Here is a 12024-nt window from a genome sequence, read left to right on the forward strand (position 1 = left end):
GACAACGGCTACCACAGCTCGACCCTACGGGCCCCCACGACCCCACCGATACGCCCCACCACCTCCTCGGCAGCCATCGCCCCCACCTGCCGACCACCCCGCAACCGCAGCGCCACGTACCCCTCGGCGGCTTCCTTCGCGCCGATCACCACCTGGTACGGCACCAGCCGGGCGCCCCGGACCCGAGCCCCCAGCGACCCGCGCTCCGGCCCCTCCACCCGCGCCCGCAGTCCCTTCTCCACACACCGCTCCACAAACGCCTCGGCATGCTCCATCTCCCCCTCGGACACCGGCAGAACCACCACCTGCACGGGCGCGAGCCACCCCGGAAACGCACCCCCATGCACCTCCACGAGCTGGGCGACAGCCCGCTCGACACTGCCGATGACGCTGCGATGCACCATCACCGGCCGGTGCTTCGCACCGTCGGCGCCGACGTACTGCAAACCGAACCGCTCCGGCTGATGGAAATCCACCTGCACAGTCGACAAGGTGAACTCCCGCCCCGCCCCATCGGCAACCTGCACATCGATCTTGGGCCCATAAAACGCGGCCTCCCCCTCCCCCACCTCGTACGGCACCCCGCCCCGCCGAAGAACCTCCCCCAACACCTCAACCGACCGCTCCCACACCCCAGCCCCCTCGACGTACTTCTCACCCACCCCCGGCACCGAAAGCCGATACCGCACCGCCCGGATCCCCATCGCCTCATACGCCCGCCGAATCATCCCCAACGCGCCCTCCACCTCCCCCGCGACCTGCTGGAGAGCACAGAAGATATGCGCGTCATTGAGCTGAATGGCCCGCACCCGGGTCAACCCACCGAGCACCCCCGACAACTCGGCTCGGTACATCCCACCCAGCTCCGCCATCCTCAGCGGCAGCTCGCGATAACTACGCGCACGAGACCGGTAGATCACCGCATGGTGCGGACACAGACTCGGCCGCAGCACGACCTCCTCACCGCCCACATCCATCGGCGGAAACATGTCGTCGCGGTAGTGCGCCCAGTGCCCCGACACCTCGTACAGCTCCCGCTTCCCGAGCACCGGCGAATACACATGCCGATACCCCGCCCGCCGTTCCTCACCGCGGATGTACTCCTCCAAGGCCTCCCGAACAGCCGCCCCATCCGGCAACCAATACGGCAGCCCCGCCCCGATCAACGGATCGGTCCCGAACAGCTGCAACTCGCGCCCGAGCTTGCGGTGGTCGTACACCACATTCCCCTCTCGTCTGCCGAGACGAGCGCCACCACAAGCAGAAGCCCCGGGGCACTCGCCCCGGGGCTTCGGATCAAGACATCGATCAGCGCGCCGGGACTCTCTCCGGCGTCGTCGTCATACCAGCGCGCTTCATGCCCCCGAAGGTACCAACCCCCGGCCTCCTCCGCCCGCCCTTTTTCATCCCGGCACACCGCCCCCACGCTCCCCAGGCCCTGGCCAGCGAGGACACACTGACGACGCTGCCTGCCACCAAAAACTGCGGTCTCACACGTGGTGGCTCCGGGATAATCAGGCCGAGGCCGCGTACCTACACCGAACGGGGCACCACTGACTAAACAAACAATGCGACAAAAGTCTACTTTGCCGGAATTCACAGAAGTGAGTAAAACCGAGCCCCCGCCCACATAAACCCCCAGGTCAACTTCTGTGGTCCCCGCACCCGCGGGGTTGGTCCCGACCGCGCGGTCCTGGACCCCGCCGCGTTCTAGTGGTCCCCGCACCCGCGGGGTTGGTCCCGCAAACACGCGACGCCCCAGGCTCGCCTCGGTGTGGTCCCCGCACCCGCGGGGCTGACCCCCGTTCGTCACCACGGTGGTCGCCGTCGGAAGGCTCAGCCGGGGCTGGAGCGGCCGTGGCGCCAGTAACCCTGGAAGGCGATGTCCGGCTTCGGGACGCCGCGGTCGCGTACCAAGTGGCGGCGTAGGCCGGTGGCCAGGGTGGCTTCTCCGGCGACCCAGGTGTAGAACCTGCCCGGTGGTGGCAGGGGGAGGTCGTTGGCGGTTTGTAGGGCGAGGGTGCCGGGCAGAGGGGATGCGTCGTTGCGAGGCAGCCAGTGGATGCGGGCGCCTTCGGGGGCGGTGATGTGCGGGCGGATGTCCGCGGTGGTGGGGACCTCCAGGATGACGTCCGCGGACAGTGACGCGGGGGCGTGTTCGAGGATGGCCAGGATCGCGGGAACGGCGCTCTCGTCTCCGGCGAGGAGTTGCCGTTCGGCGTGCGGCGGTGGCAGGTAGGACACGCCCATGTCGAAGATGCCCGCCGGGTCGCCGGGGCGCGCGTGGCGGGCCCAGGTGGAGGCCGGGGTGTCGCCGTGGAGGGCGAACTCGATGTCGACCTCGCCGAGTTCGGGGCGGGCGGCCCGGATGGTGTAGTTGCGCACCCACGGTCTGCGGGACTTCGGCATGAGGAGTAGTTCCGCCATCCACGCCTCGTTGGAGAGGGTCGGCATCCTCAGCCGGTCCTGCCCTTCGCGCGGGAAGAACAGCCGCACGGTCTGGTCGAAGCCCGTGGGCTTAAGGTGTTCCAGCTCCGCGCCGGCGAGGGTGATGGTGGTGAAGGTGGGGGTCAGCTTGGTGTTCCTGCGCACCTCCAGCGTGATCATTCGCCGCGTTTCGGGAGTTCGCATCTTTGGGATCACGGTTCAGAGGTCCACTACGAGTTGGGGGGACCGGGCTCGGGACACGCAGGCGTACATGCGGCCCGCTGGGGCGCCGATGTCGTCGCGGTGTTCGGGTTCGCCGTCCAGAAGGGTGACCTCGCAGCTGCCGCAGACGCCCTCGCGGCATCCGGATGGCACCGGGTGTCCGGCGTGGGTCAGGGCGTCCAGCAGCGATTCGTCGGGCGGCACCTGGACCGTCCGCCCGGACCGGGCGCACACCGCCTCGAACGGTGTGTTGGGGGCGAACGTCCTGGTCACCGGCTGGAACCGCTCCACGTGGAGCCGCTCGGCGGGGAACGTGGCCTCCGCCGCGGCGAGCATGGGCGCGGGGCCGCAGCAGTAGACCAGGGCGTCGGGATGCAGGCCGGAGCGGAGAGCGGCGAGGTCCGGTCTGCCGTGGTGGCGCGTGGCGACGATCCGCGCCACATCGCCGTAAAGAGAAAGGAGTTCATCGGTGAAGGGCATGGTGGCGGGCGACTGGCCCACGTACACGAGTGACGCCGGGACACCCGAAGCGGCCGCCGCCGGCAGCATCGGCAGAATGGGGGTGATGCCGATGCCACCGGCGAGGAAGAGGTATTCCGGGGCGGGTACGAGCGGGAAGTGGTTCCGTGGCAGCGACACATCGAGGGTGCGGCCGCGGCGCAGGAACCGGTGGACGTACTCCGAACCGCCCCGGCTGAGGGGATCGTGCCGTACGGCGATCCGGTAGGCGTCGCGGTCGGCCGGGTCCCCGCACAGCGAGTACTGCCGGGTCAGCCAGTTCGGCAGGGCCAGGTCGATGTGGGCGCCCGGCTCCCAGGGCGCCAGCGGGCCGGTGGTGCCGCGCAGGACGAGGGAGACGACGCCCTCGGCGATCTGCTCGATGTGGTCGAGGGTGGTGTGCTGCATCTGCTGCATCGGTATTCACCTTGTGGCGTGGTCAGTAGAGCTTCCGGTAGCTGTCCTGGAGGGTGCGTTCGAGGAGCTCGGGGTCGATGTCCAGTCCGAACTGGGCGGCGGCGATCTGGCCGATCGACGGAATCTCCTCGGCGAGGGCCTGGCTCGCGGGGTCCCACAGCCGGGACCGGACGAGCGCGCGGCCGCAGTGGAAGTACGCCTGCTCGACCTCGACCACGATGGCCAGCTCCGGGGTTCTGGCCTCGGTCCGCATCCGGGCGAGGACATCGGGGTCGTCGGTGGGGTAGCCGCGGCCGTTGACGCGCAGCATCTCCCGCAGTCCGGGGATGAGGAAGAGCAGCCCGACGCCGTCGTTCTCGGCGAGATTGCGGAACGAATCGGCGATTTTGTTGCCGGGGCGGTCGGGAATCGCGAGGGTGTGGTCGTCCAGGACCTTCACGAACCCCGGGTAGTCGCCGCGGGGCGAGGCGTCGGCGCGCCCCGACGCGTCCGCCGTGGCGAGGGTCAGGAAGGGCGCATGGGCGATGAAGAGGCGGAAGTAGTCGTCGATACGGTCACGGATCTTGGCCTCGATCATGGCTTCGGGTTCCCCGAGCCGGGCGCGGACCTCGGCCGGTGACATCCGCCGGGGGCGGGCAGGGGCATGCGTCACGAGGGCTCCTTCGGAGAATCAGGCGGAGGCGGCGGGCGCCCAGGGCGCGCGTCGCTCAGCTGTTTCCACCCACCTGCAAACGGCCGTCGATCACCGCTTCGTCGCAGGTCATGGCACTATTGTGAGCAATTGTTCAGGTGCCGCGCTACTCGCTTTCGGGGCGCCGTCCAGGAGGTGTCATGACGTCGAGCCATCGTGGGCTTCAGCCACGTAAACAGCCGCGCCAGGTCCGGGCCGAGCTCACCCGGCAGCGCATCCTCACCGCCGCTGCTCACGTTTTCGCCGAGTACGGCTACGCCGCCGGGACCACCAACCGCATTGCCGAGCACGCCCGGATCTCGATCGGCTCGCTGTATCAGTACTACCCGAACAAGGACGCCATCCTGGTCGAGCTGGTGGGCCGTCACCTCGATGACGGGATAGCCGCCACCAGGCGCCACTGGGGCGAAGAGCCGCCCGACTCCCTCGAGGGCATCCTCCGCGCCCATGTGCGAGCGGTGATCGAGAACCATCACCACGATCCGCAGCTGCTCCGCGTGATGTTCGAGCAGGCGCCGCGATCGCCCGAACTGCTGGCGAAGGTCCTCCGGTTCCAGCAGGAACTGATCGACTACGCACAGGAGTTGATCGAAACCCACCCCGAGGCCCGGGTCGGGGACACGTACGTCGCCGCCCGGCTCCTGGTCTCCACGGTGGAGCTGGTCATCCACCAGCTCATCGCCGAGCCCGATCCCATCGACGCCACCCGGCTCGAGAACGAACTCGTCGCGATGCTCACCCGCTACCTCACCCTCGGGTAGGCCCGGGCGCCGGACGCAGACCGCGCAGCGCGATGCCCCATTGCTCACCTGGCATCCCGCGCGCCGCGGTCGTAGCCGCAGTCGCGGCCGCGGTCACCTCCCGGCCCCGGAGTGGCGGAGACCGACGGATCCCGCTTTCGGCTTTCCTCACCATTGGCACCTGCCATAGTGACCCCTTGACATCCTCCCCCGCCTAAAGGTTGGGGATTCCAGCGGTCGCCCGCTGGAGTTCCTGCTTCACCGACGACCGCCCCGTCCGGGAGGACTCCCGTTGAGGTCTTACACCGTCTCCACAGGCAGACACCGCCAGCCCGGCGGCCAAAATGTTGCGCGCCGCGTTCACGTCGCGGTCATGCACGGCGCCGCAGACGCACGTCCACTCCCGGACGTTCAGCGGCAGCTTCTCGCGGACCGTGCCGCAGGCCCCGCACAGCTTGCTGCTGGGGAACCAGCGGTCGATCGTCACGAGTTCGCGCCCGTACCAGGCGCACTTGTACTCCAGCATCATGCGCAGGTCCGTCCAGGCCGCATCCGAGATGGCGCGTGCGAGCTTGCCGTTCTTCAGCAGGTTGCGGACGGCGAGGTCCTCGAGCACGACCGTTTGGTTCTCACGGACGAGCCGAGTCGACAGCTTGTGCAGGAAGTCCCGGCGCCGGTCGGCGATCCGCGCATGGATGCAGGCCACGCGGCGGCGGGCCTTCTCCCGGTTCGCGGAGCCTTTCGCCTTCCGAGACAGTTCCCGCTGCGCCTTCGCAAGACGAGCGCGGTCACGCCGCTCGTGCTTCGGGTTGGCGATCTTCTCCCCCGTGGACAGGGTCACCAGGGAGGTGATCCCGGCATCCAGGCCGACCGCAGCGCCGGTGGCGGGCGCCGGGGCGACGGTGTCCGCGCACAGCATCGAGACGAACCAACGCCCGGCGCTGTCGCGGGAGACGGTCACCGTCGTCGGCTCCGCACCCCCGGGGAGCGGACGCGACCAGCGGATATCCAACGGCTGGTCCATCTTCGCCAGCGTCAGACGCCCGTCGCGCCACGTGAAGGCGCTGCGGGTGTACTCGGCCGACGCACCGGACCTCTTCCGCGACTTGAAACGCGGGTACTTGGCGCGTTTGGCGAAGAAGTTCCCGAACGCCGTCTGAAGATGGCGCAGCGCCTGCTGGAGCGGGACGGAGGACACCTCCGAGAGGAAGGCGAGTTCCCCGGTCTTCTTCCACTCCGTCAGCGCGGCGGACGACTGCACGTAGGAGACGCGGCGCTGCTCGCCGTACCACGCCCGAGTGCGGTCCTCCAGCGCCTTGTTGTAGACCAGACGCACGCAGCCGAACGTGCGCGACAGCTCAGCTGCCTGCTCATCCGTGGGGTAAAAGCGGCACTTGAAAGCCCGCTTGACCAGCCGCGTCACGTATCACACCATATCAGCTTCCGTGTGAGTGGCGGGTTTCGGCCGGTGATCGCAGACACCGCATCGCCCTGGAGGCGATTCACCCTCCCCAGCCCTGCTCAGCAGGAGCTTCGCTTCCTCCCCGGTCTGAAGGCCGGGGCATCCACGAAGGAATCCCCATGACCGACGCGTACGAGCGGATGATGCAGGCCAACCAGGCGAACTGGGACGCCCGGACCCCCGTCCACCTCGCCAGCCGGTTCTACGGGGTCGACGAGGAGCCCGACCCCTCGCGGTGGTTCGCGCCGTGGGAGTGGGACGACCTCGGCGAGCTGGCCGGGCGCGACGTACTGCACCTCCAGTGCCACCTCGGCACGGAGACGATCGCCTTCGCGCAGCGCGGGGCGCGGGCCGTCGGGCTCGACTTCTCCGCGGCGTCCGTGGAGGCGGCGACCGGTATCGCGGCGCGGGCGGGCGTCGAGGTGACGTACGTGCGGGCCAATGTGTACCACGCCGTGGAGGCCCTCGGCGGGCGGCGGTTCGACGTCGTCTACACCGGCAAGGGTGCCTTGTGCTACCTCCCCGACCTGGACCGCTGGGCGGGCACGGTCGCCGAGCTGCTGCGGCCCGGCGGCCACGTGTACCTGGCGGAGTTCCATCCCCTCCTCAACGCGCTCGGCCCGAAGCCCGCCCCGGAAGAGGGTCCCGAACTCCTGCTCCGGCACGACTACTTGGGCGGCAGCGGCCCTGTGCACCGCGACGCGACGCACACGTACACGGACGGCCCGGCCGTCGAGGGCGCCACCGACAGCTACGAGTGGATGCACGGGCTGGACGAGGTGATCAACGCCCTGGTCGGAGCGGGTCTGAGCATCCGGCGCCTGCGCGAGTCGGCTGAACTGCCCTGGCCCCGCTGGCCCCGCATGACGCGCACCGCGTCGGGCTGGTGGCAGCTGCCGGAGCCGCGGATCCCGTTGCTGTACGGGCTTCTGGCGTGCCGTTGAACCAGAAGCCGCGGTGACGGCCGCTGACCGGGAAAAGCATTTCAATGCTGCACGAATGACTACGGATCCCGGGGTGGATGACGCCTGGGCGATCTTGTATCTGGCTGCCCAGCCGGACATCGAGATCGTCGCCATCGGGGCCGCGCACGGCAACGTGCCCACGGCCACGGCGGCGGCGCCGGTCCCACGTCCCCGCGCCGGACCAGCCCGGAGTCGGCGGCGGACCAGCTCGTGCGCCTGGCCATACAACGCCCGGGCGAACTGACGTTGCTCGCACTGGCCCCGCTGACCAACATCGCGCTCGCCCTCCGGATGGAGCCGAATCTCCCTCGTCTCCTGCGCCGCGTGGTCCTCATGGGCGGCGCCTTCCATGTCCCGGGCAACGTCACCGCCTGGGCCGAGGCGAACTCCGCTCATGACCCGGAGGCAGCGGAAGAGGTGCTGCGCGCGGGGTTCGACCTGACCATGGTGCCGCTGGACATGACCGAACACGCATGGGCCGACGAGCCACCTACGAGGAGCACCAGGTCATGGTCGAGCTGGCAGGGCATACGCGGGGCGCCACGCTGCTCGACGAGCGGAAGTTCACCATCAGCCACGGCGGCATCCCCGACCAGCGGCCACCGGTCCGGATAGCCGCCACCGTGGATGCCGCCACCGCCATGGACCGTATCCACCGCGCTCTGGCCACCTCCTGATCCTGCGAGGGCTTACGGCGCCACCCGCGCCACACTGCCCGTCTCGAGGGCCGTCCAGAGGGCGCCGTCGGGGCCCAGGGTGATGCCGTGCGGTTCGGATGACGGTGACGGCAGGTCGTACGCGGTGATCCGTGCCTTCTCGGCTGTCTCCCCGCGCGCGGAGAGGTGGCCCACGCGGTTGGCTCCCCACTCGGTGAACCAGCACTCCCCCGTGGACACCGCGACGATGGCGTGGGGCTTGGCGGCGCGGTCGGGAAGCGGAAACTCCTCGATACGGCCGTCCATCGCGATCCTGCCGATCTGGCCCGCCGCGATCTCGACGCACCACACGGCGGTGCCGTCGCTGGTGATGCCCACCGGTCCGGCGCCCGGCGTGGGCAGGGGGTGGACGGCGGTGTCGCCGTCGGTGGTGATGCGGCCGATGGCGTTCGCCTGGTTGAGGGTGAACCACAGGGCGCCATCGGGGCCTGCGGTGATCGCCGAAGGGAAGCCGCCCTCGACGGGCAGGGGAAACTCGGTGATCTCACCCTTGCCGGTGATGCGGCCGATCCGGTCGGTGTTCATTTCCGTGAACCACACCGCACCGTCCGGACCGGCGGTGACGCCGTAGGGACCGCTGTCGGGCGTCGGCACGGAGAAGGATTCCGTTTCGCCGTTGACGGTGATACGGCCGATCCGGTGGTCCTGGTACCGGGTGAACCACAGGGCGCCATCGGGCCCGGGGGCGATGACCGTAGGACGGCACGTCGGCGAGTCCAGGGGGTATTCCTGGAGTTGGCCGTCGAGGGTGAGCCGCGCGATGCGGCCACTGTGCACGAGGGTGAGCCACAGGGCGCCGTCGGGACCGGCCGCGATGCCGTAGGGCCCGGCGTCCTGGTCCGCCACCGGGATCTCCCTGATGGCCGGGTCGGGGCGTTCGCTCTCTGTTCCGGTCACCACCGCACCCTGCCGAGGAGGGGGCGGCGCGTGCAACTGCTTTTCCCGGCGTCATCTGGCCCCCTTGATGAACATGACGGCGACGGCGCCCAGGAGGGCGAATCCGGCGGCGCTGACGTACAGGACCGCGTAGTTCGAGCCGCCTCCGATGGCGAGGAACAGGGGCGCGATGGCGGGCGCGACGCTCTGCGGGAGGGCGTTGGCGATGTTGAACAGCCCCATGCCCTTGGCGGCTTCGGTCTCGCTGTCGGGCAGGACGGAGACGACCAGCGCGTAGTCGACGCCCACGTAGACGCCCTGTCCGAGGCCCGCGACGGCGATGCCCGCGATGAAGCCGGTCAGCGTGGAGGAGAGCGCGATGACGCCCATACCGATGCCGAACAGCACGGATGCCACCGCGATGAAGACCTTGCGGCGCTGGAGCCGGTCGGACAGCCAGCCGCTGACGTTGCTGCCGAGGACGACCCCGATGGCGAGGACGAGCATGGCCCAGCTCAGGATCGAGGCGGCCCGGTCCGAGCTGTACCCGAGGTGGTCCATCAGGAAGTACGTCTTGTAGGTGAGCAGCAGGGCCTTGCCGGTCCACACCAGGAAGCGGCTGACGAACGCCCAGGCGAAGTCGCGGTGGCGGAGGGGGTTGATCCACAGGCTGCGCGGAATGTCGAGCCATGTCCGGGGCGGCACCTCGCCCTTGCTCCGGGGGACTTCCTTCAGGTAGAGGGCGAAGACCACGACCAGGACCAGGCCGATGGCCGCGGGGACGATGAACATCCCCAGGCCCTGGGTGCCCGTGGTGGCGATCAGGAAGGTGCCGCTGACGGTGGCGACCTGGTTGGTCATTCCCATCAGACCGGAAACAGTGCCGCGGCGTTCCTCCGGCACCCGGTCGGGGAGGATGGCGATGAGGGCGGCCATGGCGGCGTTCATCGCGATCTGGGTCAGGCACCAGCCGACGAGGACGACGGGGATGCTGGGCGCCGTACCGATGACGAAGAGGGACGCGCCGCCCACGAGGGTGCCGATGACGACGAACGGTCGCCGTCGTCCCCACCGTGAGGTACAGCGGTCGCTGAAGTGCCCGAAGACCGGGTTGGCGACCATCGCGAAGATCGCTCCGACGCCCGCCACCAGGGCCAGCGACGACGTCTTGCCCTCGGGGTCGAGGTCGGCGATGCGCAGGGACAGCGTGACCGAGGCCGGGGTGAGCAGGGCGATCCAGACGCCGATGATGGCGAGGATGTAGAGGACGGTGAAGACGCCGCCGACACGCTGGCCGGTCAGCCGGGCGGATCGTTCCGGACTGCTTTCGGTCTCGGCGGCCGCGACGGGGGCGGCGTGGGGTGCGGGTGCGGACACGGGTGACTCCTTGGGTTCACGGGCGTGAGCTTCGGTGGGGGCGTGTGAGGGGGCGGCCTTGCGCCGAGGGACGGGCGGTCAGACCTCGTGGGGCGGCTGCGCGTCCAGGAACGCCACGGCGTCACGTACGAGCCGGTCCTCGGCCTCCGCCGCCGCGGCGGTGAGTGCGACGACGGTGTCCTGGTGCGCCTTGATGTCACCGGCGGCCTCGCTCGCCAGCTCCGCGCGCCGTGCCGGGCTGGTGCCACCGGCACTGTGGCGGCCGTCGACGAAGGACTGCACGTCGAGGAGCCGACGCAGCCGGTCCGGGGTGTAGTCGCGCAGGGGGCCGTCGGCGAGGTCGGGGCGAATCGTCCCCTCGGCCGCTCCGGCCGCCTCATGGGCGGTGACGAAGCGGGCCACCGCCTCATGGGCGTCGCGGAAACTCATGCCGTGGACGCGTACGAGGTCGTCCGCCAGGGCGCTGGCCGTCGACCAGTGCCGTTCCGCGGACCGGCGCAGCCGCTCGGCGTCGACCTCCAGCGTGGCCACCGACTGGGCCAGCAGATGGATGGCGCCCGCCGTCTCATGGCAGTACCCGGGCATGCGGTTGTGCACATAGCCCTGGTCGGCGTCGGTGGACGTCGCGAAGTGCAGCACTCCCAGCTGGCTGGCCGCCCAGCCCGCCGCGTCCCCGGCGAGGCCCCGGATCCGCTCCAGCACGATCGGATTGCGCTTCTGCGGCATCATGCTCGACGTGCCGCACAGGGAGGGATGCAGCCGTACCAGGGCGACTTCGGAGGACGACCAGTAGAACAGGTCGGACGCGCACCGGCTGACACCGGACAGGGTCAGGCCCAGCACGGCGGCGAGTTCGGCCCCGGCGTCCAGGGCGGACAGCCCCGCGTCCCGCGCGTTGCGGACGGGCCGGGCGAATCCGAGGTAGGCGGCGGTGGCTTCGCGGTCGATGGGCCAGTCGGTCCCGCTGTGCGCGGCGCCGCCCAGCGGGCACTCGTTCAGCCGCTCGTACAGCTGCGCCATCCGCGCGAGGTTCCGGGACACCGTCCAGTAGTGGGCGTTGAAGTAGTGCCCCAGGGTCGTGGGCTGGGCGTGCTGGAGATGCGTATAACCGGGGGCGATGACCGCGTCGTACTCGGCGGCCGCGTCCAGCAGGACTTCCCCGAGCCGCAGCAGCTCCCGCATGACGTGCAGCAGCGCGGCGCGGTCGGCCATGCGCACGCCGGTGGCCTTCTGGTCGATGCGGCTGCGGGCGCGCTGGATGTCCAGCCCCGCCGGGCCGCACTCCTCCTCCAGGTGCCGTTCCAGTTGCAGCGTGATCGTGCCGACCGCCGCGTCCCCGGCGAGCACCTTCTCGGCGTCCCCGTCGAGCAGGCGCAGCAGCGCCGCCACCAGCGGCCGACCCTGTTCGGGGGCGAAGACGCGCTGCTGGGTGAGCATCAGGGCATGCGCCAAGTCGATCTTGACGAAGTGCTCCGCGGCGGCCACTTCGTCGTCCAGTTCGACGGCGTTGACGTGGTCGACGAGGGCCGCGGCCGGGCTCGCGCCCAGTCGGCCGTCGGTGAGCAGGGGCTTCATGGGCAACTCTCCGCAGGATCGTTCGGCGTGCGTCATGTAAACGTCAACATGGCTATGT

At 69.9% G+C, this 12024-nt stretch carries 11 protein-coding genes and 1 pseudogene; 4 read left to right on the plus strand and 8 right to left on the minus strand.

The features are described from left to right. Positions 1 to 8 precede the first annotated feature (8 nt). The 4 genes from thrS to LCH29_RS12385 form a co-directional block, all read right to left on the minus strand. A complete protein-coding gene (gene thrS / locus LCH29_RS12370; RefSeq protein ID WP_446461754.1) occupies positions 9 to 1220 on the minus strand; it encodes a threonine--tRNA ligase in 1212 nt (403 codons plus the stop codon). A gap of 616 nt (positions 1221 to 1836) precedes the next feature. Next, entirely contained in the window at positions 1837 to 2607 is a 771-nt protein-coding gene (locus tag LCH29_RS12375) for a siderophore-interacting protein (protein WP_446461755.1), read from the minus strand. A 39-nt stretch (positions 2608 to 2646) separates the two neighbouring features. Beyond that, positions 2647 to 3555 carry a PDR/VanB family oxidoreductase gene (locus LCH29_RS12380; RefSeq protein ID WP_446461858.1) on the minus strand — a complete coding sequence of 303 codons (909 nt, stop codon included), beginning with the start codon at positions 3553 to 3555 and terminating at the stop codon, positions 2647 to 2649. A gap of 31 nt (positions 3556 to 3586) precedes the next feature. Further along, positions 3587 to 4186 carry an MSMEG_1061 family FMN-dependent PPOX-type flavoprotein gene (locus LCH29_RS12385; RefSeq protein WP_446461859.1) on the minus strand — a complete coding sequence of 200 codons (600 nt, stop codon included), beginning with the start codon at positions 4184 to 4186 and terminating at the stop codon, positions 3587 to 3589. Between the two features lie 209 nt (positions 4187 to 4395). Between LCH29_RS12385 and LCH29_RS12390 the strand changes: the two genes are divergently transcribed. Beyond that, positions 4396 to 5016 carry a TetR/AcrR family transcriptional regulator gene (locus LCH29_RS12390; RefSeq protein ID WP_446461756.1) on the plus strand — a complete coding sequence of 207 codons (621 nt, stop codon included), beginning with the start codon at positions 4396 to 4398 and terminating at the stop codon, positions 5014 to 5016. Between the two features lie 193 nt (positions 5017 to 5209). On the opposite strand, the gene LCH29_RS12395 is transcribed toward LCH29_RS12390, so the two are convergent. Then, complete coding sequence (locus LCH29_RS12395; RefSeq protein ID WP_446461757.1) at positions 5210 to 6418, minus strand: RNA-guided endonuclease InsQ/TnpB family protein; 1209 nt, start codon at positions 6416 to 6418, stop codon at positions 5210 to 5212. A gap of 158 nt (positions 6419 to 6576) precedes the next feature. Between LCH29_RS12395 and LCH29_RS12400 the strand changes: the two genes are divergently transcribed. The 3 genes and pseudogenes from LCH29_RS12400 to LCH29_RS12410 all read left to right on the plus strand — a co-directional run bounded on the left by LCH29_RS12400 (position 6577) and on the right by LCH29_RS12410 (position 8099). Then, entirely contained in the window at positions 6577 to 7401 is an 825-nt protein-coding gene (locus tag LCH29_RS12400) for a class I SAM-dependent methyltransferase (protein WP_446461758.1), read from the plus strand. Positions 7402 to 7456: 55 nt separating this feature from the next. Continuing rightward, positions 7457 to 7857 (plus strand): annotated as a pseudogene (locus LCH29_RS12405) (nucleoside hydrolase); the annotation flags it as partial. Positions 7858 to 7895: 38 nt separating this feature from the next. Further along, positions 7896 to 8099: a hypothetical protein gene (locus LCH29_RS12410; RefSeq protein WP_446461866.1), complete on the plus strand. Its 204-nt coding sequence runs from the start codon at positions 7896 to 7898 to the stop codon at positions 8097 to 8099. Positions 8100 to 8111: 12 nt separating this feature from the next. Here LCH29_RS12410 and LCH29_RS12415 read toward each other — a convergent pair whose 3' ends face one another. The 3 genes from LCH29_RS12415 to LCH29_RS12425 form a co-directional block, all read right to left on the minus strand. Further along, complete coding sequence (locus LCH29_RS12415) at positions 8112 to 9038, minus strand: Vgb family protein (protein WP_446461759.1); 927 nt, start codon at positions 9036 to 9038, stop codon at positions 8112 to 8114. A 48-nt stretch (positions 9039 to 9086) separates the two neighbouring features. Then, positions 9087 to 10391, minus strand: coding sequence for an MFS transporter (locus LCH29_RS12420; protein ID WP_446461760.1), 1305 nt, complete (start codon positions 10389 to 10391; stop codon positions 9087 to 9089). A 78-nt stretch (positions 10392 to 10469) separates the two neighbouring features. Beyond that, complete coding sequence (locus LCH29_RS12425; protein ID WP_446461761.1) at positions 10470 to 11966, minus strand: argininosuccinate lyase; 1497 nt, start codon at positions 11964 to 11966, stop codon at positions 10470 to 10472. Positions 11967 to 12024: the final 58 nt, after the last annotated feature.

It is taken from the genome of Streptomyces sp. BRA346 (genome assembly GCF_052851135.1).